This window comes from Nocardioides sp. DN36 (genome assembly GCF_055380375.1).
Genome location: NZ_AP043823.1, coordinates 1372180 through 1396435 on the forward strand (window position 1 = coordinate 1372180; position 24256 = coordinate 1396435).

At 71.5% G+C, this 24256-nt stretch carries 21 protein-coding genes; 8 read left to right on the plus strand and 13 right to left on the minus strand.

Annotated features, from left to right (window positions below; translation table 11 throughout):
- Positions 1-12: 12 nt before the first annotated feature.
- The gene (locus tag ACZ43H_RS07565) at positions 13-1029 is read right to left on the minus strand and encodes a zinc-dependent alcohol dehydrogenase family protein (RefSeq protein ID WP_464589040.1); all 1017 of its coding nucleotides are present in this window, start codon (positions 1027-1029) and stop codon (positions 13-15) included.
- 104 nt (positions 1030-1133) lie between these two features.
- On the opposite strand from ACZ43H_RS07565, the gene ACZ43H_RS07570 reads away from it, so the two are divergent.
- Positions 1134-2660: a helix-turn-helix domain-containing protein gene (locus tag ACZ43H_RS07570; RefSeq protein WP_464589042.1), complete on the plus strand. Its 1527-nt coding sequence runs from the start codon at positions 1134-1136 to the stop codon at positions 2658-2660.
- A gap of 481 nt (positions 2661-3141) precedes the next feature.
- On the opposite strand, the gene ACZ43H_RS07575 is transcribed toward ACZ43H_RS07570, so the two are convergent.
- The gene (locus ACZ43H_RS07575) at positions 3142-3414 is read right to left on the minus strand and encodes a zf-TFIIB domain-containing protein (RefSeq protein WP_464589043.1); all 273 of its coding nucleotides are present in this window, start codon (positions 3412-3414) and stop codon (positions 3142-3144) included.
- A gap of 94 nt (positions 3415-3508) precedes the next feature.
- Here ACZ43H_RS07575 and ACZ43H_RS07580 point away from each other — a divergent pair, with 94 nt between their 5' ends.
- From ACZ43H_RS07580 to ACZ43H_RS07590, 3 genes are all read left to right on the plus strand, one after another.
- Entirely contained in the window at positions 3509-4318 is an 810-nt protein-coding gene (locus ACZ43H_RS07580; protein WP_464589045.1) for a glycerophosphodiester phosphodiesterase, read from the plus strand.
- Entirely contained in the window at positions 4315-5688 is a 1374-nt protein-coding gene (locus ACZ43H_RS07585; protein ID WP_464589047.1) for an MFS transporter, read from the plus strand. The genes ACZ43H_RS07580 and ACZ43H_RS07585 overlap by 4 nt, the downstream gene beginning before the upstream one ends.
- A gap of 181 nt (positions 5689-5869) precedes the next feature.
- Entirely contained in the window at positions 5870-6256 is a 387-nt protein-coding gene (locus ACZ43H_RS07590) for an RNA polymerase-binding protein RbpA (RefSeq protein WP_464589048.1), read from the plus strand.
- A 39-nt stretch (positions 6257-6295) separates the two neighbouring features.
- Here the strand turns inward: ACZ43H_RS07590 and ACZ43H_RS07595 are convergent, their stop codons facing one another.
- The 8 genes from ACZ43H_RS07595 to kdd form a co-directional block, all read right to left on the minus strand.
- Positions 6296-6751 carry an FxsA family protein gene (locus ACZ43H_RS07595; RefSeq protein ID WP_464589050.1) on the minus strand — a complete coding sequence of 152 codons (456 nt, stop codon included), beginning with the start codon at positions 6749-6751 and terminating at the stop codon, positions 6296-6298.
- Positions 6748-7473: a polyprenol monophosphomannose synthase gene (locus ACZ43H_RS07600; RefSeq protein WP_464590761.1), complete on the minus strand. Its 726-nt coding sequence runs from the start codon at positions 7471-7473 to the stop codon at positions 6748-6750. Before ACZ43H_RS07600 ends, ACZ43H_RS07595 begins: the two co-directional genes overlap by 4 nt.
- A 40-nt stretch (positions 7474-7513) precedes the next feature.
- Complete coding sequence (lnt, locus tag ACZ43H_RS07605) at positions 7514-9070, minus strand: apolipoprotein N-acyltransferase (RefSeq protein ID WP_464589052.1); 1557 nt, start codon at positions 9068-9070, stop codon at positions 7514-7516.
- Between the two features lie 422 nt (positions 9071-9492).
- Positions 9493-9900 (minus strand): 3-aminobutyryl-CoA ammonia lyase, encoded by a 408-nt coding sequence (gene kal, locus ACZ43H_RS07610; protein ID WP_464589054.1) that lies wholly within the window; start codon positions 9898-9900, stop codon positions 9493-9495.
- Positions 9900-10664, minus strand: coding sequence for a lysine 5,6-aminomutase subunit beta (gene kamE / locus ACZ43H_RS07615; RefSeq protein ID WP_464589055.1), 765 nt, complete (start codon positions 10662-10664; stop codon positions 9900-9902). The genes kal and kamE overlap by 1 nt, the downstream gene beginning before the upstream one ends.
- Positions 10661-12238, minus strand: a complete 1578-nt coding sequence (gene kamD, locus ACZ43H_RS07620) for a lysine 5,6-aminomutase subunit alpha (RefSeq protein ID WP_464589057.1) — start codon at positions 12236-12238, stop codon at positions 10661-10663. The genes kamE and kamD overlap by 4 nt, the downstream gene beginning before the upstream one ends.
- Entirely contained in the window at positions 12235-13788 is a 1554-nt protein-coding gene (locus ACZ43H_RS07625) for an amidohydrolase (protein WP_464589059.1), read from the minus strand. The genes kamD and ACZ43H_RS07625 overlap by 4 nt, the downstream gene beginning before the upstream one ends.
- Positions 13785-14834 (minus strand): L-erythro-3,5-diaminohexanoate dehydrogenase, encoded by a 1050-nt coding sequence (gene kdd, locus ACZ43H_RS07630; protein ID WP_464589061.1) that lies wholly within the window; start codon positions 14832-14834, stop codon positions 13785-13787. The genes ACZ43H_RS07625 and kdd overlap by 4 nt, the downstream gene beginning before the upstream one ends.
- Positions 14835-15004: 170 nt before the next feature.
- Here kdd and ACZ43H_RS07635 point away from each other — a divergent pair, with 170 nt between their 5' ends.
- Both ACZ43H_RS07635 and ACZ43H_RS07640 read left to right on the plus strand, forming a co-directional pair.
- The gene (locus ACZ43H_RS07635; RefSeq protein ID WP_464589063.1) at positions 15005-16459 is read left to right on the plus strand and encodes a KamA family radical SAM protein; all 1455 of its coding nucleotides are present in this window, start codon (positions 15005-15007) and stop codon (positions 16457-16459) included.
- A 164-nt stretch (positions 16460-16623) separates the two neighbouring features.
- Positions 16624-17574 carry a hypothetical protein gene (locus ACZ43H_RS07640; RefSeq protein ID WP_464589064.1) on the plus strand — a complete coding sequence of 317 codons (951 nt, stop codon included), beginning with the start codon at positions 16624-16626 and terminating at the stop codon, positions 17572-17574.
- Between the two features lie 91 nt (positions 17575-17665).
- Here the strand turns inward: ACZ43H_RS07640 and ACZ43H_RS07645 are convergent, their stop codons facing one another.
- A complete protein-coding gene (locus tag ACZ43H_RS07645; protein ID WP_379180858.1) occupies positions 17666-18118 on the minus strand; it encodes an Lrp/AsnC family transcriptional regulator in 453 nt (150 codons plus the stop codon).
- A 68-nt stretch (positions 18119-18186) separates the two neighbouring features.
- On the opposite strand from ACZ43H_RS07645, the gene ACZ43H_RS07650 reads away from it, so the two are divergent.
- Positions 18187-19101, plus strand: coding sequence for a 5'-3' exonuclease (locus ACZ43H_RS07650; protein ID WP_464590763.1), 915 nt, complete (start codon positions 18187-18189; stop codon positions 19099-19101).
- Here the strand turns inward: ACZ43H_RS07650 and ACZ43H_RS07655 are convergent.
- Positions 19098-20234 carry an FAD-dependent oxidoreductase gene (locus ACZ43H_RS07655; protein WP_464589066.1) on the minus strand — a complete coding sequence of 379 codons (1137 nt, stop codon included), beginning with the start codon at positions 20232-20234 and terminating at the stop codon, positions 19098-19100. The two genes, ACZ43H_RS07650 and ACZ43H_RS07655, sit on opposite strands and share 4 nt — an antisense overlap.
- Positions 20235-20377: 143 nt before the next feature.
- On the opposite strand from ACZ43H_RS07655, the gene ACZ43H_RS07660 reads away from it, so the two are divergent.
- Positions 20378-21040, plus strand: coding sequence for an SDR family oxidoreductase (locus ACZ43H_RS07660; protein WP_464589067.1), 663 nt, complete (start codon positions 20378-20380; stop codon positions 21038-21040).
- A 401-nt stretch (positions 21041-21441) separates the two neighbouring features.
- Here ACZ43H_RS07660 and ACZ43H_RS07665 read toward each other — a convergent pair whose 3' ends face one another.
- Complete coding sequence (locus ACZ43H_RS07665; RefSeq protein ID WP_464589068.1) at positions 21442-24249, minus strand: DEAD/DEAH box helicase; 2808 nt, start codon at positions 24247-24249, stop codon at positions 21442-21444.
- Positions 24250-24256: the final 7 nt, after the last annotated feature.

The window sequence follows — 24256 nt, forward strand, 5'->3', positions numbered from 1 at the left end:
GTCAGGCCCCGGTCAGGGCTGGATGAGGACCTTGATGGCCTCGCGCTCGTCCATCAGGCGGTAGCCCTCGGCGACCTCGGCCAGCGGCAGCGTCCTGTCGAAGACCAGGCCGGGCTCGATGCGGCCCTCGGTGACCAGCTTGAGCAGCTCGGGGAGGTACTGGCGCACGGGCGCCATGCCGCCGGCGAGGCCGATGTTCTTCTGGAACATGTGGCGGATCGGCAGCTCCACACCGTGCGGGACGCCCACGAAACCGACCGTGGACCCCGGACGTGCCACCGCGAAGGCCTGCTTCATCGCCGCGTCGTTGCCGACGCACTCGAGGACGGCGTCGCCACCGACACCGCCGGTGATCTCCTTCACGATCTCGGCGCCCTCGTCGCCGCGCTCGGCCACCACGTGGGTGGCGCCGAACTTGCGGGCGATGGCCTGCCGGGGCTCGTGGCGCGACATCGCGATGACCTTCTCGGCGCCCATGGTGGCGGCGGCGAGGACGCCGCACAGGCCGACGGCGCCGTCGCCGACGACCACGGCGGTGCCGCCCTCGCGGACGCCGGCGGCGACGGCGGCGTGCCAGCCGGTCGCCATCACGTCGGAGAGGGTGAGCAGCGACGGCACCAGGGAGGCGTCGGGCATGCCGTCGGTCTTGACCATGCTGCCCTCGGCCTGGGTGACCAGGGCGTACTCCGCCTGGCCGCTCGCGGTGAAGCCGAGGTTCTCGCAGGCCGCCTGCATGCCGGCACGGCAGTGCGCACACGTGTTGTCGCAGTGGTCGAAGGGCACGATGACGAAGTCGCCGGGCTTGAACGAGGTGACCGCCGAGCCGACCTCCTCGACGACGCCGACGCACTCGTGGCCGATCGTCGAGCCGGCGTCGATGTCGTTCTCGCCGCGGTACGGCCACAGGTCCGAGCCGCAGATGCAGCCGGCCGTCACCTTGACGACGGCGTCGGTCGGGGCGGTGACCTTCGGGTCCTCCACGTCGGAGACGCGGATGTCACGGGGGGCATGGATTGTGGTTGCACGCATGGTCTCCATCTTTGCAAAGCACCCGTGAGGTGCTGCATCGTGGAGGGCTGACGGGCCGGCATGGCGGTTGTTGCAATATCTCACATGTGAGTTACGGTGATGCCATGAGCGAGGGATACAAGGGCCGCATCGGCAATCTGATCCGCGACGCCCGCAAGCACCGGGGCCTCACCCAGCACCAGCTGGCCGAGCTGCTCGCCACCAGCCAGAGTGCGATCAACCGGATCGAGAAGGGTCACCAGAACCTCTCCCTGGAGATGCTGGCGCGCATCGGCGCGGCTCTCGACTCCGAGATCGTCGCCCTCGGTGCCGGCCCCACCCACCTGCGGGTGACCGGCCCGACCACGCTGTCGGGCAGCATCGACGTCAAGACCTCCAAGAACGCCGGCGTCGCGCTCCTGTGCGCCTCGCTGCTCAACCGCGGCCGCACCACGCTGCGCAAGGTGGCCCGCATCGAGGAGGTCAACCGGCTGCTCGAGGTGCTCGGCAGCCTCGGCGTGCACACCAAGTGGCTCAACGCCGACAACGACCTCGAGATCATCCCGCCCAAGGACCTCGACCTCGGCAACATCGACGAGGCCGCGGCGCGCCGTACCCGCTCGGTGATCATGTTCCTCGGCCCGCTGCTCCACCGCACGGACAGCTTCGACCTGCCCTACGCGGGTGGGTGCAACCTCGGCACCCGCACCGTGGAGCCGCACATGGCGGCGCTGCGTCCCTTCGGCCTGGAGGTCAAGGCGACCGACGGCAGCTACCACGCGAGCGTCAACCGGGCGATCGAGCCGGGCCGCCCGATCGTGCTGACCGAGCGCGGCGACACCGTCACCGAGAACGCCCTCATGGCCGCCGCGCTGCACCCGGGCACCACCGTGATCCGCAACGCCTCCTCGAACTACATGGTCCAGGACCTCTGCTTCTTCCTGCAGAAGCTCGGCGTCGGGGTCGAGGGCATCGGCACCACCACGCTCACCGTGACCGGCTGCGAGACCATCGACGTCGACGTCGACTACGCCCCCAGCGAGGACCCGATCGAGGCGATGTCGCTGCTCGCGGCCGCGATCGTGACCAAGTCCGAGATCACCATCAAGCGGGTGCCGATCGAGTTCCTCGAGATCGAGCTGGCGCTGCTGGAGGAGATGGGCTTCCAGTACCACCGCTCGGAGGAGTACGTCGCCCTCAACGGCTGCACCCGGCTGGTCGACCTGACCACCAGGCCTTCGGAGCTGCACGCACCGCTGGACAAGATCCACCCGATGCCGTTCCCCGGCCTCAACATCGACAACCTGCCGTTCTTCGCGGTCATCGCGGCGGTCGCGCAGGGCCAGACCCTCTTGCACGACTGGGTCTACGAGAACCGCGCGATCTACCTCACCGACCTCAACAAGCTCGGTGGCCAGGTCAAGCTGCTCGACCCGCACCGGGTCATGATCGAGGGCCCGACGTCCTTCACCGGCGCCGAGATCGTCTGCCCGCCCGCGCTGCGGCCGGCGGTCGTCATCCTGCTGGCGATGCTGGCGTCGAAGGGAACCTCGGTGCTGCGGTCGACGTACGTCATCCACCGTGGCTACGAGGACCTCGCCGAGCGGCTCAACCTCCTCGGCGCGAACATCGAGACCTTCCGGGACATCTGAGCTGAGCCCGGCAGCGGCGCGCGAGGCACGAGCGCGTCGCGTCGGCCGGGCCAGGTCGAGCAAGCGACGCGACCGAGGAACGAGGGCGCGCGAGCGCGTCGAGACCCCGTCGGATGGTTTCGAGACGCTCGCTGGGGCTCGCTCCTCAACCACCGATCGGGCCGTGGTTTCGAGACGCTCGCTGGGGCTCGCTCCTCAACCACCGATCGGGCCGTGGTTTCGAGACGCTCGCTGGGGCTCGCTCCTCAACCACCGACAAGGGCGTGGTTTCGAGACGCTCGCTGCCGCTCGCTCCTCAACCACCGATCGGGCCGTGGTTTCGACACGCTCGCTGCCGCTCGCTCCTCAACCACCGATCGGGCCGTGGTTTCGACACGCTCGCTGGCGCTCGCTCCTCAACCACCGACAAGGGCGTGGTTTCGAGACGCTCGCTGGCGCTCGCTCCTCAACCACCGAGGCGGCTGCTCGACCGTCGGGCCGCTCAGCTGAAGAGCGTCTCCACCCACGCACGGGCGGGAGTGCGTGAGGCCGGCGGCGCGACCATGTCCGCGGTGATCCGCGGCATCGGCGCGGTGTGCTGGCTGGCGTTGCGGTGCCAGTCGGTCTCGGACTCGATCAGGCTCCCCAGGTCGGCACGGGCCAGGAAGATGCCGTGCCCGTCGGGGCAACTGCTGACTTCAGCCTCGCCGTCGGCCCCGGTCAGCGACCGGGTCACCATCTCGGCGCCACATCGGGGGCAGCTCAGGGTCTCCATGAGACGACGCTACCGCTCTCCCCCCGGTGACCGGTGGGTATCCACGCAGACTCCCCGGGGCTCGGGCGTGGCGGCGTTCGCGATACTTCTCGGCGTGACCCGACCCCGCACCGGACGCCCCTACCTCGACGAGGTCCTGCGCCGCGGTGGCGTGCTGGCCTTCGCCCACCGCGGCGGCGCCTACCACCCCGAGCTGGAGGGGCTGGAGAACACGATGGCGGCGTTCCGGCACGCCGTCGAGCTCGGCTTCGACTACCTCGAGACCGATGTGCACGTGACCCGGGACGGGGTGCTGCTGGCCTTCCACGACCAGGTCCTCGACCGGGTCAGCGACCGCTCGGGCGCGATCGCGTCGCTCACCCACGCCGAGATCGGCGAGGCGCTCGTCGGCGGACGGGAGCGGGTGCCGACGTTCGCCGAGCTGCTCGACGCGTTCCCCGACGCTCGCTTCAACATCGACCTGAAGTCCGACGGCGCGGTGGCGGCGCTGGCCGACGTGGTCGCCGAGCGCAGCCTGTGGGACCGGGTGCTGGTCGGGAGCTTCTCCCCGCGCCGGCTGCGCGCGTTCCGCGAGCTCACCCGCGGGCGGGTCCCGACCAGCGCCCATCCCCTGGAGGTGGTCGCCTTCCGGGCGCTGCCGAGCGGGCGGCTGGCCGACCTGGTCACCCGGGGCCGGGTGGCCGCGCTACAGGTCCCGCACCGGCGCCGGCGGGTCACGATCGCGACGCGAGGGCTGGTACGTCGCGCGCACGCCACCGGCAAGCACGTGCACGTGTGGACGATCGACGACCCCGAGGAGATGCGGGTGCTCCTCGACCGTGGTGTCGACGGCCTGATGAGCGACCGCACGGACATACTCAAGGCGGTGCTCCTCGAGCGTGACCTGTGGAGGGAACGGACATGACGGCCTCATCCGGCTTCGCCGACCTGACCCCGCTCACGCGGGCCAAGGAGCAGCGCGCCTGGTACTGGTACGACTGGGCCAACAGCGCCTACGTCACCACGACGGCCGCGGTCCTGTTCTCGCCGTACCTCACCTCGGTGGCGGAGAAGGCGGCCTGCGGCTTCGCGACCACCGACGACCGGAAGTGCACCGAGAACCTGCACGTCCTCGGCGTGGGGGTCTCCCCCGGCTCGCTGGTCTTCTACCTGGTGACCGCCGCGACGATCCTCTCGGCGTTGGTCCTCCCGGTGGTCGGAGCGGCCGCGGACCGGTCCGCGCGCAAGACCACGATGATGGGCGGCTACGCCTGGTCCGGCGCGGTGGCGGCGATGCTGATGTTCTTCGTCACCGGGACCAACTGGCTGCTTGGTGCGGCGTTGCTCGTCGTCGCCACCCTCTTCCTGGGCGCGAGCCTGGTGGTCTACGACTCGATCCTGTGCCAGATCGCCGAGCCCGGAGAGCGGGACCAGGTCTCCTCGCGCGGCTGGGCGCTCGGCTACCTCGGTGGCGGGCTGCTGCTGGCGCTCAACTTCGGGCTGCTCAGCGCCATGTCCGACAGCACGGAGCTCGCCGTACGCATCTCGCTGTTCAGCGCCGGCCTGTGGTGGGCCGTGTTCACGATCATCCCGGTCCGCGGCGTCCGCAACCGGCCTCCGACCGGCGTGGTGCCCGAGTCGGGTGGCCTGGTGCGGCAGAGCTTCGGTCAGCTGTGGGAGACCCTCAAGGACCTGCGCGCCTTCCCGGTCACCCTCACCTTCCTGCTCGCCTACCTCTTCTACAACGACGGCATCCAGACGGTGATCTACGCCGCCAGCGTCTATGGCGAGAAGGAGCTGCACTTCGAGAAGTCGACGGTGCTGCTGGCGTTCCTCGTCGTGCAGTTCGTGGGCGTGGTCGGTGCGCTGGTGTTCGGACGGGTCGCCGGCCGCGTCGGGACGCACCGCACGATCGTCGGGGGCCTCGTGGTCTGGCTCGGCGTCGTGGTGCTGGGGTTCTTCACCCCGGCCGAGAGCCTCGCGCTGTTCCTCGTCCTGGCCGTCTGCATCGGGGTCGTCCTCGGGGGCACCCAGGCGCTGTCGCGCTCCTTCTACAGCCAGCTCATCCCCCGAGGACGGGAGGCGGAGTACTTCTCGCTCTACCAGGCGTGCGAGCGAGGGACGAGCTGGATCGGCACGCTGCTCTTCGGTCTGGTCCACCAGTGGACCGACTCCTACCGGCCGGCGCTGCTCGCGCTGGTGCTCCTGTTCGTCCTGGGCCTGGTGTTCCTGGTGAGGGTGGACGTCCGGCGGGGCATCCTCGAGGCGGGCAACGAGGTGCCGACGAACGCCTGACGCCGCCGGGCGACGGTGTGACGGCGCCCATAGCCGTCGATTGTCGGAATCTTCTCCGGCCCACTACCGTTGAACGGATTGAGACGTCAACCCTCGGGGTACGAGTCGTGCAACGTCACGACTCCAGCCCCGAGCCGTCTCGGTCATGTCAACGGGGGCAATGAGATTTGGGAGGTGGCTCATGGCAGAGCGCACACTTCGTGGGGCGCGGCTCGGGGGCCAGAGTTTCGAGGACGAGCGCGGCATCGAGTTCGCGGCCCGTCAGCAGGTCGGCTACCGCTGTCCGCAGGCTCACGAGTTCGAGATCACGATGTCGGTCGAGGCCGACATCCCCGCAGTGTGGGAGTGCCCGCGGTGCGGTGCCGAGGCGCTGAGCGTCGCCGGCATCCAGCCCGAGGTCAAGGCCGAGAAGCCGGCCCGCACCCACTGGGACATGCTGCTGGAGCGTCGCTCCGAGAAGGAGCTCGAGGACATCCTCAAGGAGCGCCTGGAGCTGCTGCGCGGCGGCGAGATCGGTCCCGCGCACCTGCACCGGGCCAACGCCAAGAAGCGCAAGGCGTCCGCCTAGGGCCCTGACGCCCTGGGCGATGGGCTCGAACCGACGGGCTCAGTCGTCCACGACCTCGCCCCGGACCACGGATCCCCCGGATCCAGGTCCGGGGCGTCGTGCGTTCGAGGCCAGCAACCGGCGGGTGACCACCTGGGTCAGCAACCGTCGGGCCAGTGGTCGGGTGAACGGCAGGATCAGCACGATCCCGAAGACGTCGGTGACGAACCCGGGGCTCAGCATGAGCGTCCCGCCGATCAGGATCAACGCCCCGTCCGCGAGCTCGCGCGCGGGCATCCGCCCGTTGTCCAGGGCGCTGCGCAGCGCCTGCCAGGCGCGGCCGCCCTCCCGCTTGATCAGCCAGCTGCCGATGATGCTGTCGAGCACCAGCAGCAGGATCGTCCACCACGGCCCGATGACCTGACCCACCTGGATCAGCACGTAGATCTCGACCAGGGGCACCACCACGAAGGCCACGAACAGCACCCACGTGAACGTGCTCCGACGCCTGGTCACGGCCGCCTCCGCACCGCGCGGCGGACCTGGTCCGCCCGCTCCGTCAGGCCCCAGGCGGTGATCCGCTTGAGCGACTCGGCCGCGACCGCGCCGCTCATCTTCGAGTCACCGCGCACCCGCTCGACGAACTCGATCGGCACCTCGCGGACCGTCAGCCCGTGGGCCAGCGTGCGGGCCACCAGATCGGTCTGGAAGACGTAGCCGGTCGACTGCACCGAGGCCAGGTCGATCTTCTCCAGCGTCGCGCGCCGGAACAACCGGTACCCCGCGGTGGCGTCGCGGACCCCGATGCCGAGCAGCAGCCGCACGTAGAGGTTGCCTCCGCGCGAGAGCAGCTCGCGTCGGCGCGGCCAGTTGACCACCGACCCGCCCGGGACCCAGCGCGACCCGATCACGAGGTCGGCGCCACCGAGCGCGTCGAGCAGGCGGTCGAGCTGCTCGGGCTGGTGGGAGCCGTCCGCGTCCATCTCCCCCACCACGTCGTAGCCCGCGGCGAGAGCGTGCGCGAAGCCGTGCAGGTACGCCGCCCCGAGGCCGCCCTTCGCGGTCCGGTGCAGGACGCTCACCTGCGGATCGGCCGCGGCGATCTCGTCGGCGATGCGTCCGGTGCCGTCCGGGGAGTCGTCGTCGACGACGAGGACGTCGACCCCGGGCTGGGCGCGCCGGAGGCGCTCCACGATCCACGCCAGGTTGGGCGCCTCGTTGTAGGTCGGGATCACCATCACGACCTGTCCGAGACCTTCGATGCTCACTGCGCGGCCCTCAGCCCTTCCGTCGTTCCTCGGTCGTCGCCGACACCGGAACCTCCCGGCGCCGGGTGCTCTCGGTCCGCTGCCGGTCCTGCCTCCGACGATACGGGACGAGCTCCAGCAGCAGGCCCAGGATCGTCACCCCGAGGCAGGCCCGTCCGGTCCAGGCGCCGAGCCGCACCGCGGGCGTGGTGCCGGTGCCGAGCCCCACCTGCTGCACGAGCACGTCCTGGGTGCGTACGCCGGCGCTGTCGACCACGCTCCCGTCGGGGGCGATGATGCCGGTGATCCCGTTGGTGGCCGCCACCACCACCCAGCGCCCGGTCTCGATGGCCCGGAGCCGGCTGATCGCGAACTGCTGCTCGATCTGGGAGGTGTGGATGAACGTCGCGTTGCTGGTCTGGACGGTCACCAGCCGGGCGCCGTGCCGCAGCTGGGCGTAGAGCCCGTCGTCGTACGCCACGTCGAAGCAGATGGCGTCGGCCACCGGCACGCCGGCGATGCTGAGCGGCTGCTGCCGGGTGCCGCTGAGCATGTCGCGCGGGATGAGCGCGAGCCGGCCGAAGTTCTGGCCGTTGAAGAACCGGCGGAACGGGATGTACTCGCCGTAGGGCACCGGGTGCCACTTGGTGTAACGGTCGGCGGCACCGGTCCCGGGGTTCCACACGATGCCCTGGTTGAGGACGTGGTCGGGGCCGGCGTCGACGATCGCGCCGACCAGGATCGGCACGCCGATGGCGCTCGAGGCGGCGCGGATGCCGGCCGCGGTCTGCGCGTCGCTGAACGGGTCGACCGCGGTGGAGTTCTCCGGCCAGACGACGAAGTCGGGGCGCGGCACCCGCCCCGCGGCCACGTCGTCGGCGAGGTCGACGGTTGCGTCGACGTGGTTCTGGGTGACCTGACGGAAGTCGTAGAGGATGTCGTCGCCGTTGCCCGGGACGTCACCCTGGACGGCCGCGACGGTGGCCTGGCCGTCCATGTCGGGGTGGTACGGCAGCAGGGCGGGGATCCCGCTCGCCGTGACCGCGACCCCCAGCAGCACCGCGGCGCGCAGCCGGCGGCCCGGGGCGGCGACCAGCAGCTGGGCCAGGAGGGCGCCGACCAGGGCCAGCAGGAAGCTGACGCCGGTGCTGCCGACGTACGCCAGGGCGTCCGCGACCGGGGTGTCAGCGGTGGCGAACGCGAGCCTCCCCCAGGGCATGCCGCTGAACGGCCAGGAGCTGCGGATCATCTCCATGGAGACCCAGGCCGCGGAGAACCACAGCGGCCAGGCCCGGCGCCGGGTGAGGACGGCCGTCACGGATCCGAGCGCGCCGTAGAAGAGGGCCTCGATCGCCGCGAGCGCGATCCAGGCGTCGGTGCCGACCGCGCGCATCCAGAAGATCAGCGTGAAGTAGAACCCCACGCCGAAGGCGAGGCCGGGGAGCCAGGCACGCCCGGGGCGCAGACCCCGCGTGGTCAGGACGTAGCCGGCGACCGCGACGGGCACCAGCACCGGGAGGGCGACGGGTTCGAAGGCCAGGGCCAGGGCGACGCCCGCCACCAGCGCGAGGGACGTCCGCAGCAGCACGGGGGCAAAGGTACCCGTGCCGCCCGGGGTGGTCCCGCTTGCAGAGCTCCGGAGGGGGCCCGGACCCTTCGGACCAACCCGAGATCGACCGGCTGCCGAGGTCGAGCTGTTGTCTAGGGGGCCTGGATCCCCTCCGTATCCGCCCTCGCGGAGCGGACCGTCCTCCGCGAACCGGGTCGAAGGGATGGGTGGCACCCCATCCTCCGCCACGGCCACTCGGACGACGGTCCACCGGCCACGATCTGCACGAGCGGACGGGCTACCTTGGATCGTCTCCCGGGCGGATGTCAACACCCTCCTGACCTGCGCGAACAGCCGAATGTGCAGGTCAGCGGCAGGTTCGCCGGCCGAGGATTTTGCCAAGTTTCACGCGCCCGGCCCGGCGTGTCGCTCCCGACGCGCCGAGGGCTGGTGACGCGGCGTCACGCACGCGGTGGCACGACGACCGTGCCGGTGGCGCTGGTGGCCAGCACCGGCTCGGCCAGCACCTCGGCCGCACCGGGCTGCTCGGGTGTCGCGGCGCCGCGCGCGACGACGTGCACCGCGAACTCCATCACCCGCGACCGGGTGCCCACCCTGACCAGCTCGCAGGTGATCTCGAGGACGTCTCCGGCGCGGACCGGCGCTCGGAACTGCACGTTGGAGTACGACGCGAACAGGCCCTCGTCGCCGTCGGTGCGGATGCACATCTCGGTGGCCACGTCGCCGAAGAGGCCGAGGCTGTAGGCGCCGTCCACGAGGTTCCCCGCGTAGTGGGCGTGGGAGTACGGGACGTAGCGGCGGTGCACGACGGTGGTGCCGACCTGCGGGGTGCCGGGCTCAGCGGTCATCAGGAGGCCTTCCTCTCCGGGGCGGGGGCGAGCCGGTGGACGAGGAAGGAGGCGACCTCGCCGGGCGTCGTGCCGCGGCTGAACACGCGGTCCACGCCGAGCTCGCCGGCCATCGTCTCGTCGAACCGCGGACCCCCCACGATCAGCAGCGGCCGCTTGTCGGCCGGGTAGGACTCGCGGAACGCCGCGGACATCTCGCGGGTGTTGAGCAGGTGGGCGTCGCGCTGGGTGACCACCTGGGAGACCAGGACCGCGTCGGCCTTCTCGGCGCGGGCCCGCTCGACCAGCTGGGGCACGGACACCTGGGCGCCGAGGTTCACGACCTTGAGCTCGCGGTAGTACTCCAGCCCCTTCTCCCCCGCGAACCCCTTGATGTTGAGGATCGCGTCGATGCCGACGGTGTGGGCGTCGGTGCCGATGCACGCGCCCACGACCGTGAGGCGGCGACGCAGCGAGCGCTTGACCGCCGCGTTGACCTCCTTGGGGGTCAGCAGCGGGTAGTCGCGCTCCACGACCTCCACCTTGCTGGTGTCCACGAGGTGGTGGACCCGGCCGTAGACCACGAAGAACGTGAAGTCCGGACCCATCGGCTTCGCGTGCACGACCAGCGCGGGGTCCATGCCCATCTTGTTGGCCAGCTGGGCGGCGGCGCCCTCGGCCACCTTCGAGTGTGGGATCGGCAGCGTGAAGCTCAGCTGCACCATCCCGTCGCCGGTCGTGTCGCCGTACGGGCGGACGATGCGTCCCTCGGTCTTCGAGCTCACTTCTTCTCCTCCAGCAGCTCGGTGGCGGGGTTGTAGTAGGCGCCGGACTTCTTCGCGACGCCGTCGAGGCCGCGACCGCCGTCGGCGGGTCGCTTCATCAGGCCGAACGTGCCGTCGGCGATCGCCGCCAGCAGCGGCGGGTCACCGGCCGCGTCGGAGTCGCTCACGATGTCGTCGAGCAGCTCGATGGTCTCGGCGAGCACCTGCCGGGCCCGGTTGGCGATGAAGCCGTCCGGCGCCGGGCGGAAGTCCTCGTGCAGGTTGCCGGCGGCGTTCATCACGTAGCGGACGTTCTGCAAGGCGAGGTCGCGGTCGGAGAGCCAGGGCGTCACGACCGCCTCGGTCATCATCCCGACCAGCAGGATGCCCTGTCCGGTGAGGGCCCCGGCGAGGTTGAAGAAGCCGTCGAGCAGGTGGCCGCGGAAGACGTCGCCGGTCATGTGCCGGGTCGGCGGCATCCACTTCAGCGGCGCCTTCGGGAACAGCTCCCGGGCCAGCAGCGCGTGGGCCAGCTCCATCCGGAACGAGTCGGGGATGTCGGGGTCGATCTCGAAGGCGTGGCCCAGGCCGAGCTGCCAGTCCTCGAGACCGGCCTCCTTGGCGAAGTACTCGTTGAGCAGCTGGCTGGTGGTGACCGTGTGCGCGGCCTCGACCGCGTCGGCGGTGGTGAGGTAGTTGTCCTCGCCGGTGTTGATGATGATGCCGGCGCGCGCGTGGACCTGGCGGCTGAAGCGCTGGTCGACGAACGTGCGGATCGGGTTGATGTCGCGGAAGAGGATGCCGTACATCGAGTCGTTGAGCATCATGTCGAGCCGCTCCATGCCGGCGAGCGCGGCGATCTCCGGCATGCACAGGCCCGAGGCGTAGTTGGTCAGCCGCACGTAGCGGCCGAGCTCCTTGCTCGACTCGTCGAGGGCCGCGCGCATCAGGCGGAAGTTCTCCTGCGTCGCGTAGGTGCCGGCGAAGCCCTCACGCGTCGCGCCCTCGGGCACGTAGTCGAGCAGGGACTGCCCGGTCGAGCGGATCACCGCGATGATGTCGGCGCCCTCGCGCGCGGCCTGCTGGGCCTGCGGGATGTCCTCGTAGATGTCGCCGGTGGCGACGATCAGGTAGATCCAGGGCTTGCGGGGGGCGTCGCCGTACTTCTTGATCAGGCGCTCACGCTCGGTGCGTCGGGCGTCCATCCGCTTGATGCCGGTGCCGACCTGCCGCCGGGAGGCGGTGCGGGCGCGGGTGGCGTCCTTGCCCTCGGGGAGCCGGAAGGTGACCGAACCGGCGGAGGCCTTCTGGGCCAGGGTGGCCAGGTCGTCGGCCTCCCCCCGGAGCAGCGCGTCCCAGACCGGCAGCGCCACGCCGTGCTCGAGGCCGACGTCGGCGCGGACCACGTCCAGCAGCCGGTTGACCCACGGCGTGCCGTCGGGGTCGGCGCCCTCCAGGCCGGCCAGGCGCAGGGTCGCACGCTCGACGGCGACGGTCGTGTGCTTCTTCGCCATGGTCACGATCGGTCGGCCGGCCTTGCGGGCCAAGGACCGGGCGTGCTTGACGGTGGTGGGGTCGAGGTCGAGTTTGCTCATGCCGCGTCCTGCTCGTCGCTGGTGTGGATGGTCCGGCCGGCCGAGACCGTGCGCAGCAGGCGCGGGAGCTCGGTGCCGGGGGTGAGGTCGGGGAGGTCGTCGCCGGTGAGACCACCGGGGACGTCCCACACGGCCAGGTCGGCGCGGGCGCCGAGGTGCAGCGACCCGCCGTCGTCGTCGTGCGCCGCGAACGCCCCGCCGCGGGTGTGGGCCCGGAAGGCGAGAGCGACGGGCAGCCGCTGCCCGTCGTGGTGGTGGTACGCCGCGGCACGGACCGCCGCCCACGGCCCGAGCGTGGTGACCGGGCTGTCCGAGCCGAACGCGAGCCGGACCGGGGCCGTCTCCAGGTCCAGGAACGGGTTGGTCGCGCGCCAGCGGTCGCCGAGGCGGGCGGCGTACATGCCCTCCGGCCCGCCCCACAGGGCGTCGAACATCGGCTGCACGCTGGCGACGATCCCGAGCCGCGCCATGGTGGCCACCATGGCGGGCGACGGCATCTCGACGTGCTCCAGACGGTGCCGGGCGCGCTGGATCCGCGCCGCGCCGAGCTTCGCCTCCGCCGCCTCGAAGCCGGCGCGGATCTCCTCGAGCGCTGCGTCGCCGATGCAGTGGAAGCCGGCCTGGATGCCGGCCTCGGTGCAGGCCACGACGTGGTCGCGGACCTGCTCGGCGGTGACGTAGGCGTGGCCGCAGGTGTCGGACCGGTCGGCGTACGGCTCGCTCAGGGCGGCCGTGCGCGAGCCGAACGCTCCGTCGGAGATCAGGTCGCCGGCGAGGCCCGCGACACCGAGCCGGCGTGCGGTGTCGACGGCCAGGAGCTCGCCCCAGTAGACGGTGGCGCGGAGCCCGACCTCGGCGGCGGCCTGCCGGACCGTCTCGATCTCGTGCTCCGGGCCGATGTGCGGGGCGGCGTTCTCGTGGAAGCCGACGATGCCGCGGGCGGCCATCGCCCGGCAGGCGGCCCGGGCGGCCTCGAGCCGGTCCTCGGGGGCGATCAGGCTCTCCAGCGTGGCGCGGACGGCGTGGTGGGCGTCGCGCTCGACCCGGCCGTCGGGAGTCCACCCGTCGAGCTGGTCGAGGCCGGGGACCAGACCGGCCAGGGCCGGGGAGACGACCGAGGAGTGGCCGTCGACGCGGGTGAGGTAGCTGCGCCGACCGGGGGCGGCACGCTCGAGCTCCTCCCCCGTCGGCGGCCGGCCCTCGGGCCAGTCGGTCTCGTCCCAGCCCTGTCCCACCAGCGCACCCGCCTCCGGCGCCCGGTCGGCGTGTGCCGCCAGCGCGTCGAGGGCGGAGGCCAGGCTGGCGCTGCCCGCGAGGTCGAGCCCGGTCAGGGCGAAGCCGGTGCGGACGGTGTGGACGTGGGAGTCGGTGAACGCCGGGGTCAGCAGGGCGCCGTCGAGGTCGACGACCTCGTCGGCGCCGTCCCAGGCTTCGGCCCGGTCCTCGTCGCCGGTGAAGACGACCCTGCCGTCCTCGACCGCCAGCGCGGTGGCGCGCCGGCCGGGGCGGCCGCCCTGGACCACCCCGTTGCGGAACAGGGTCCGGGTCACGCCGGTGCCTCGTGGGCGAGGCGCGCCTCGAACAGGCGACGGACCCCGGCGCTGTCGCGGAGCAGCTCGAGGGCGTACGCCGCGTGGCCGGGCGTGTAGCCGGTGCCGACCAGCATGGTGACGTCGGCGGCCAGCCCCTCGGCTCCGAGCGCGGCGGCCGAGAACGAGGTGGCCATCGAGAAGAAGACGACGGTCCCGCGGTCGGCCGTGGCGAGGATCGCGCCACCCTCGCAACCGGGCACGTCCACGCAGACGACGGTGACGTCGGCCGGGCCGCCCGCGGCGGTGACCGCGTCGCGGAGGCCGATCGGGTTGCGCGCGTCCGCGACGACGACCTCGTCGGCGAGGCCGGCGTCTCGCAGCTGCGCCGCCTCGCGCTCGTGGGGGACGACTCCGATGGTGCGGGCGGCCCCGGCGTGACGGGCCGCGGCCAGGCTCAGCGAGCCGGACTTCCCTCCCCCGCCGATCACGGCGACGGTCGGGGCGTCGTACCCCTGCACGACGCGGGCCGTGAGCGCGGGCGCGCCGCAGACGTCCATCACCGACAGCGAGAGGTCGGCGGGCAGGTCGTCGGGGATGACCGCGGCGATCGAGCGGCCGAAGAGCACGGCGTACCCGTCGCAGGGCACCTGCTCACCCAGGCCGTCCCAGCCGCGCAGCCCGTCCTCGATGACCAGCGGGGTGAGCGTCAGCGAGACCAGGGTGGCCACCCGGTCGCCGACCGCCAGGCCGAGCGGCGACTGGGGCCCGACCTCCTCGACGGTGCCGACGAGCATCCCGCCCGAGCCGGTCTCGGGGTTCTGCATCTTGCCGCGCGCGCCGACGATGTCGAGGACCTCCGCGCGGATCGCTCCCCCGTCGCCGGCGTGCTTGCGCTCGAGCTGGCGGTACGACGCCGCGTCGAGGTTGAGCTTCTCCACCCGGATCCGCACCTCGTCGGGCCACAGCTGGCGGCGGGTGTCGAGGCGCTGCGCGGCCTGCGGCAGCACCACCGTCTCGTCCAGGACCCGGTGCAGGCCGGTGGGATCGCTGAGTTGCGCGGTCATGACCGTGAGTCCTCCGTCGTTCGGGGTCTTTGGCAGGAAGTCTTGCGGCGCGGCATTGGACGCGCCGTACATTCTCCTCGTACTCTGGCAGAGGAGGCGTGGCTCACACAAACACGCCCGCCCTGACACGCCGCACCACACGACGTACCCCCTCATCGGAGGAGCCCCTCATGAGCATCGAGACCAGCATCGGTCTGGAGACCGGTCAGCCCTACCCCTACCAGCGGGTCGAGCTGGTCGAGCCCGACTGGACGCGCTTCCCGGGATGGAAGGACGTCACGCCTGCGGAGTGGGAGTCGGTGCAGTGGCAGCGCGCCCACTGCGTCAAGAACGTCCGCCAGCTGCGCGAGCTGCTCGGTGATCTCGTCGACGAGCGGTTCTACGCCGACCTCGAGCGCGACCAGGCCGAGCGGGCCACCATGTCGATGCTGGTGCCGCCGCAGATGATGAACACGATGGTCCCGCACGACGTGCCGGCCGGCCCGGGCTCGCTCACCGAGGCGTTCTACGCCGACCCGATCCGGCACTACATGATCCCGGTGTTCAGCGACCGTCGTACCGACTGGTCCTCGCACCCGCACGCCACCCGCGACTCGCTGCACGAGCACGACATGTGGGTGGCCGAGGGCCTGACCCACCGGTACCCCACCAAGGTGCTGGCCGAGCTGCTGCCGACCTGCCCGCAGTACTGCGGCCACTGCACCCGGATGGACCTGGTCGGCAACTCCACTCCGGTCATCGACAAGCTGAAGTTCGCGGGCAAGCCCAACGACCGGCTCGGCGAGATGATGGACTACCTGCGCCGCACCCCGTCGGTGCGCGACGTGGTCGTCTCCGGTGGCGACGTGGCGAACATGCCCTGGCCGCGGCTCGAGGACTTCCTCACCAAGCTGCTCGAGATCGAGAACATCCGCGACATCCGGCTCGCCACCAAGGCGCTGATCGGCCTCCCCCAGCACTGGCTGCAGGACGACGTCCGCAGCGGCATGGAGCGGGTCGCGACCATCGCCCGCGACCGGGGGGTGTCGATCGCGATCCACACCCACACCAACCACGCCAACTCGGTGACCCCGATGGTGGCCAGGGCGACCCGGGCGATGCTCGACACCGGTATCCGCGACGTGCGCAACCAGGGCGTGCTGCTCAACGGCGTGAACGCCGACCCGCACGCGCTGCTCGACCTGTGCTTCCGGCTCCTCGACGGCGCGCAGATCATGCCCTACTACTTCTACATGTGTGACCTGATCCCGTTCTCGGAGCACTGGCGGGTCTCGGTCGCCGACGCACAGCGGCTGCAGCACCACATCATGGGCTACCTCCCCGGCTTCGCGACCCCGCGGATCGTCTGCGACGTGCCGTTCGTCGGGAAGCGCTGGGTGCACCAGCTCGCCGACTACGACACCGAGCGCGGCATCTCCTACTGGACGAAGAACTACCGCACCTCCATCGAGGCGGCCGACCCCTCCGCGCTCGAGCGCACCTACGAGTACTACGACCCGATCCACACGCTGCCCGAGTCTGGCCAGCAGTGGTGGGCCCAGCACGCCGACCTCGACTCCTCGGCGCTCAAGGCCGCCGAGATGGCCGAGGCCTCGCGGCGTACCGCTGCGCTGCAGGCGTTCTGAGGTAGGGCTCTGCTGCAGGACTCCCCGGCTGGCCGGGGAGTCCTGTGCTTGTCGGCCAGTGCAACGGTCGACAAGCACAGGGAACAGTCGACAACCCCCGCCGGTTCTCCACAGATCTGCCCGGGCCCGGTTGGCCGGCCTCGATCCGGGCGAGAGTCCGGGACATGGATCCTCGACTCAGAGCCATCGCCGCACAGTGCGGAGCCTTCCTGCGCCGCGAGGCGCTGTCCCTGGGGTACGACGACCGCGCCATCGCCAGGCAGGTGAGTGACGGTGCGTGGGTGCGCGTGCGAACGGGCGCGTTCGTCCCGGCCGACGTGTGGGCGGCTCTCGACGACGTCGGTCGGCGTCGTGTCCGGGCCAAGGCGGCACTGCGCACCGTCCGGACCCACGTGTTGCTCTCCCACACCACCGCGGCCGACGCGCTCGGCGCGGCCGTGTGGGAGCTCCCCGACGTCGTGCACCTCACCCGGACCGACGGCCGCGCGGGCAGGAGCGCCGCCGGCGTCAAGCAGCATCGCGGCGCGGTGCGTCTCGACGACGTGACCCGCCGGGACGGTCAGCTGATCACCAGCGGCACGCGCACGGCTCTCGACATCACCACGATCGCGGACGTCGAGCACAGCCTGGTGACCGTCAACGACCTGATCCACCGCGGCGAGACCTCCCATGACCTTCTGGTCAACGCACTCGAGACGCGCACGTACTGGCCGCACTCCCTGACCAGCGATCTCGTCGTACGTCTGGCCGACGGACGTGTCGAGTCGGTCGGGGAATCCCGCTTCCTCTTCCTGTGCTGGGCGCAGGGGATGCCGATGCCGATCCCCCAGTACGAGATCAAGGACTGGACCGGGCGCGTCGTCGCGCGCGTCGACTTCGCCTGGCCGGAGCTCGGGGTGTTCGTGGAGTTCGACGGCAGGATCAAGTACGAGCAGTTCTTGAGGCCGGGCGAGTCGGTCACCGATGCGGTGCTGCGGGAGAAGCGACGCGAAGAGCTCGTCTGCGAGCTGACCGGCTGGCGGTGCATCCGGATCGTATGGGCCGACCTCTACCACCCCGAGCTCACCGCAGCGCGGATCCGGGCACTCTTTCGGCCCGGTTCGTTCATCGCCTGAGCCCACCTTGTCGACCATGTCCTGCGCTTGTCAGCCGTTGCAACGGTCGACAAGCACAGGAGTCACCGGCCAGCCGGGGAGTCCTGCAGCGCTACACCACCGAGCGGTTCTCGTACGGCGTGGAGAGCACGATCGTGGTCCGGGTGGAGACGTTCGCGGCCGAGCGGATCCGGGCGAGGAGGTTCTCGAGGTCGGCGGGCGTGGGGACTCGGATCTTGAGGATGTAGGACTCCTCCCCCGCCACCGACCAGCAGGACTCGATCTCGCGGATGTCCTGGAGCCGCTCGGGTGAGTCGTCGGGCTGCGAGGGGTCGATCGGGCGGATCGAGATGAACGCGGTCAGCGGCAGTCCGAGCTGTTCGTGGTCGATCGTGGCGCCGTACCCGTGGATCATTCCCCGGGACTCGAGCCGCTTGACCCGCTGGTGGACGGCGGAGGTCGACAGGCCCGTGGCCTTGCCGAGGTCGGTGAAGGACATCCGACCGTCGGCCGCGAGCAGCTCGAGGATCTTGCGGTCGGTGGGTTCGACGTCGGCCGGGGTCACGCCGCTCAGACTAGCGGTCCGGGCGTGGCAGGATGCGGCTCGTGACCAGGGATGAACAGGGCCGTCTGATGCTGCTCGACACGGCGTCGATGTACTTCCGCGCCTTCTACGGGGTGCCGGAGATCAAGGGCCCGGACGGCACGCCGGTGAACGCCGTCCGCGGACTGCTGGACTTCATCGCCCGGCTGGTCACCGACTACCGCCCCACCGACCTGGTGTGTTGCTGGGACAACGACTGGCGTCCGCAGTGGCGGGTCGACCTGCTGCCGTCGTACAAGGCGCGCCGCGTGGAGGCGGAGGTCGAGTCCGCCCCCGACGTCGAGGAGGTCCCCGACCCGCTCCAGGTGCAGATCCCCGTCATCCTCGAGGTGCTCGAGGCGTTCGGCATCAGTGTCGTGGGCGCCGACGGCTACGAGGCCGACGACGTGATCGGCACGCTCGCGACCGGGGCCGGCAAGCCGGTCGACATCGTCACCGGCGACCGCGACCTGTTCCAGCTCGTCGACGACGACACCGAGGTGCGGGTCCTCTACATCGCGCGCGGGGTCGGGCGGCACGACCGGGTCACCAACGGCTGGGTGCGCGACAAGTACGCCATCGACGCACGGCAGTACGCCGACTTCGCGACCCTGCGCGGCGACGCCAGTGACGGGCTGCCCGGTGTCGCGGGGGTCGGCGAGAAGACGGCGGCCACCCTGCTCGGCCGGTTCGGCGACATCGACGGCATCGTCTCCGCCGCCCACGACCCCGGGTCCGACATGGGCCCCGGCCCGCGCGGGAAGATCAAGCAGGCGGCCGACTACCTCGAGGTGGCCCCCCAGGTCGTCGCCGTCGCGCGCGACCTCGACCTCGATCGCGCGGCCACCGGGCTGCCCCGGACCCCGGCCGATCCCGAGCGGCTGCTCGACCTCGCGCAGCGCTACGGGCTGGAGAGCCCGGTCCAGCGGCTCGTCGAGGCGCTGACGAACGACGGACCGAGCTAGCGGAGCATCTCCTCCACCGCGATCCGTGCCGCCGACGGGCAGCCCTTCGTGAACCCGTAGAACGGCCCGAAGTCGCGCGTGGCCGCGAAGCCCGTCACGTGGAGCCCCGGCAGGGTCGTCTCGAGGCCCTCGGAGAGGTCCGGGAAGCCGTCGGTGACCGAGACCCGGTCGAGCACGCCGGCGAGGTACGGCACCTTGGCCAGGTCGGCCCGGTAGCCGGAGGCGAAGACCACGTGGTCGACCTCGAGGGTGTCGCCGTCGGACAGCGCGAGGCGTACGACGTCCTGGTCGCCGCCGGCGACCTCGGCGACCTCGTCGCGCGGGTGCCGGTGCACGACGTCCGGCAGCATCCGCGGCACCAGCCAGGGCTCCAGCGTGAGCCGGCCGACCTGCCAGAACTCCCGGGCGATGGCTGCCTGCTCACCTGCGGGCAGCCGGCGCCACCAGCCGCGGGTCGCCAACGTCTGCTCGACGTAGTCGTCGACGAAGGCCCAGCTCACCTTCGCGAAGTCGGGGGTGTCATGGCGATGCACGACGTCGACGCGCTCCGCGCCGTGGTCGCACAGCAGCGCCGCCCACTCGTAGGCGCTCTGCCGGCCGCCGATCACGGCCACTCGCGCGCCGGCGAGGTGGTCGAACGCGACCAGCTCGCTGGTGTGGGAGCGACGGTCGGCGGGCACGGCGTCGTACCACTGCGGCAGCTGGGCGAAGTGTGCGACGCCCGGCGCCGCCAGCACCTTGTCCGCGGTGATCACCTCACCGTCCTCCATCTCCGCGTGGAAGACGTCGTCCGGCCGGGTCAGGTCCCGCACCAGGCGCCCCTCGACCTCGAGACCCTTGCGCTCCGCGAACCAGTCGGTGTGGTCCAGGAAGACCCCGATCGGGATCGGGTTGTGGTCGGCGGGCGAGAGGCCACGGTCCTCGAAGAACGCCTCGAAGGTGTGCTCACCGTTGGCGTCGAGGTGCCAGTCCGGGCCGGAGCGGAGGTACATGTCCGCCGGCATCCGGTCGCGCCAGAACGACATCGGGTGGCCGACGATCCGGGTGCCGATCCCGCGGTCGCGGGCGTGGGCTGCGGCGGAGCTCGCGTAGGGACCTGCCCCGATCACGAGCAGCTCGGTGTGGTCGGCCATCAGCTCTCTCCCTCGACGAGTGTGACGGGCCCTTCGCACGCTAGACCCGACGGCAGGAGAGCGGACCCGGATGTCTCGACCACCTCGGCGCTCGGGAACGGACATGAGGGGTGAGTGTGCGGGGGGTCCGTACGGTGGAGCGCATGAGTCGAATCGCGATCGTCGGCGGCCACGGCCAGGTGGCCCTCCATCTCCACCCCGAGCTCGTACGCCGCGGGCACACCCCTGTCGCCCTGGTCCGCAAGGAGGAGTACCGCTCCGAGCTCGAGGGGCTCGGCGCCGAGGTGCGCCTGCTCGACATCGAGAGCGAGGACGGCGCGGCGTTCGCCGAGGCGTTCTCGGGCTGTGACGCGGTGGTCTTCGCGGCCGGCGGCGGCCCGGACGGCAACATCGAGCGCAAGCGCACCGTCGACCTCGAGGGCAGCCTGAAGTCGATCGAGGGCGCGCGTGGGGCGGGCATCAGCCGGTTCGTGCAGGTCTCGGCGATCGGGGTCGACGACCCGCTGCCGGAGGACACCGGCGACGTGTGGCGTGCCTACGTCGAGGCCAAACGGGACGCCGATGCCGCGCTGCGCGCCAGCGACCTCACCTGGACGATCCTGCGGCCCGGCCGGCTCACCGACGACCGGGCCACCGGACGCGTCGCCCTCGGCCCGGACGTGGCGCGCGGCGAGGTCACCCGCGCGGACGTCGCCGCGGTCGTCGCGGCCGTCCTCGACGAGGACGCCACGGCGGGACAGCAGTGGAACCTCGTGAATGGCGACGTGGAGGTCGACCGCGCGGTGCAGGAGGCGGCCCGCGGCTAGCGCGGACCAGCGACGGCGACCGGTGGACGCCCACCGCAGTGGGCGCCCACCGGCCTCGCAGGTCACCGTCTGACAGGGGATCAGCGGTTCCCGGAAGGTGTCGGTCCTGATCTCTCGACCAGCGAGGGGTCATCGCCGACGGCTCGCGGACCTGTGATCAGCAGTCCCGCGCAGAGGCCCACCCGCGTTGTCGAGACGCAACGGGGGGATACCCCTGTTGCCTCCCGTGCGACCCCACGGGACCGCCGGCACCACCCGGTCACAGGACTCAGGAGCGACGCCGGCTGAGCTTCCGGCTCCAGCGTAGGAGCTGGTCCGCGGTGCCTCCAGGGAGTTGACGCAGTCCTGAGCGAACCTTGCGGGTCTTGCGGAACCCGACCGTCTCGGGGCGGTCCGGCCGCTCAGTCGGTCAGCCCGGAGTAGGCCACCACGCCCCGTCGCAGCCGCGCCACGACCTCACGGGCGGTGCTCCGCAGCGGCAGGTCGCCGGCCGCCTCCGCCACCTGGCCGGCCAGGTCGAGCAGCTGCTTCATCCAGCGCACGAAGTCGCCCGCGGCGAGGTCGCTGGCGCCCAGCACGTCGTCGAGCTCGTCCCCCTCGGCCCAGCGGTAGGCGACCCAGGCGAAGCCGAGGTCGGGCTGGCGCAGGAAGTCCAGGCGGTGGTCACGCTCGAGTGCGTCGAGCTCGCCCCACAGCCGCACCATCTCCCCGATCGCGTCCCGCACCGGTCCCCCGGGGATCCGCGGCGAGGTGGCGTCGTCGGGACGACGGGCCTCGAAGACCAGGACCGACAGCGCCGCGGCGAGCCCGGAGGGTGTCAGGTCGTCCCACAGGCCGTGCCGCAGGCACTCGGCGGCCAGCAGGTCCATGTCGGAGTAGATCCGGCGCAGGTAGCGGCCCCGGGACGTGACCGTGTCGCCCTCGAGGTAGTCCAGCGCGGTGAGCACCTCGCACACCCGGTCGAACTGGCGGGCCACGGTGTTGGTGCGCTGCTCCACGCGTCGCTTGAGGGTCGCGGAGTCCCGCTCGAGCTTGAACCAGCGCTCCGCCCACCGGGCGTGGTCCTCGCGCTCGGGGCAGGCGTGGCAGGGGTGCGCCTTCAGCTGGTCGCGGAGCCGGGCGATCTCGCGTTCGGTGCCGGAGTCCACGGGGGGCTTGGTGCTGCGGCCACCGCCGTTGCCCTTGCCGGGGTACGCCGGGGCGAGGTCGTGGGTGCGCGAGCGCAGCGCGCTGGCCAGGTCGCGGCGCATCTGCGGGTTGCGGCCGTTGAAGTTCTTGGGCACCCGCAGCCGGGTCAGCGCGGTCACCGGGGTGGGGAAGTCCATCAGGGCCAGCCGGCGGGCCTGGCGCTCGGCGGTGACGACGTACGGGCGCGGACCCTCGGCGGACATCCCGGGGTCGATGACGACGGCGTACCCGGCGAACTTGCCGGCCGGGACGTCGATGACGTCGCCGGGCTTGAGCCGAGCCAGCGACTCGAGGACCTCCTCGCGTCGGTCGGCCCGGCGCGCCCGCGACGCGTTCTTCTCGGCGTCGCTGATGCGGCGGCGCAGGGCGGCGTACTCCATGAAGTCGCCGAGGTGGCAGGTGGCCGCCTCCCGGTAGCCCTCGAGGGCGTCCTCGCTCTTGCGCAGCTGGCGGGCGAGACCGACCACGGCCTTGTCGGCCTGGAACTGGGCGAAGGACTGCTCGAGGAGCTCGCGCGACCGCTCCCGACCGAACTGGTGGACCAGGTTGACCGCCATGTTGTACGACGGACGGAACGACGAGCGCAGCGGGTAGGTGCGCGTCGAGGCGAGGCCGGCGAGCTCGCGGGGGTTCATGCCGGGCTGCCAGAGCACCACCCCGTGCCCCTCGACGTCGAGTCCCCGGCGACCGGCCCGGCCGGTCAGCTGGGTGTACTCCCCCGGCGTGATGTCGGCGTGGGTCTCGCCGTTCCACTTCGAGAGCTTCTCGATGACGACGGTGCGTGCCGGCATGTTGATGCCGAGGGCCAGCGTCTCGGTCGCGAACACGACCTTGCACAGGCCGCGCACGTAGAGCTCCTCCACGCACTGCTTGAACGCCGGCAGCATCCCGGCGTGGTGCGCCGCGACCCCACGGGTCAGGCCGTCGAGGAAGTCGTGGTAGCCGAGGACGTGCAGGTCCTCCTCGGGCAGGTTGCGGCAGCTGGCCTCCACGAACTCGTAGATCTCGTCGCGCTCCTCCGGGGAGGTGAGTCGGATCCCGGCGTTCAGGCACTGGGTGACGGCCGCGTCGCAGCCCACCCGGCTGAAGATGAACACGATCGCGGGCAGCAGGCCCTGGCGGTCGAGGCGGTCGATGACGTCGAACCGGCTCGGGATCCACACCCGGCGGCCGTTGCCGACCGCGTGCTTGCTGGTGCCGCGACGGTTGCGGTCGCGCGGCGAGCGCCGGTCCCGCATCCGGCTGCTGGCCCAGTCGTCCCGAGCGACCTTGAGCAGCTCGCCGTTGACCGGCGCCCCCTCCTTGACGAAGCCGGCGGCGGCGTCGACGTCGGAGTCGGCGAACAGGTCGAGCAGCCGCTTGCCCACCATCACGTGCTGGTAGAGCGGGACCGGACGACGCTCCTCGACGATCGTCGTGGTGTCCCCGCGCACGGTCTCGAGCCACTCGCCGAACTCCTCGGCGTTGGAGACGGTGGCGGACAGGGAGATCAGGGCCACCGACTCCGGCAGGTGGATGATCACCTCCTCCCAGACCGCTCCGCGGGCCCGGTCGGCGAGGTAGTGCACCTCGTCCATCACCACGAAGCCGAGGCCGAGCAGGGTCCGGGAGCCGGCGTAGAGCATGTTGCGCAGCACCTCGGTGGTCATCACCACGATCGGCGCCTCGCCGTTGACGGTGTTGTCGCCGGTCAGCAGGCCGACCTGGTCCGGGCCGTAGCGCGCCACGAGGTCGTTGAACTTCTGGTTCGAGAGCGCCTTGATCGGGGTCGTGTAGAAGCACTTGCGGCCCGTGGCCAGGGCGAGGTGGATCGCGAACTCGCCGACGATGGTCTTGCCGGACCCGGTGGGCGCGGCGACGAGGACGCCGCGGCCCTCCTCGATCTCCTTGCAGGCGCGCACCTGGAAGTCGTCGAGGGGGAAGTCGTAGAGGCTCTCGAAGTCGCGGAACACCGGGTGCTGCCGCCCGCGGCGGTAGTCGGCGTAACGCTCGGCCGGTGAGAGGTCGTCCGCCGTGCTCATGGCTCCA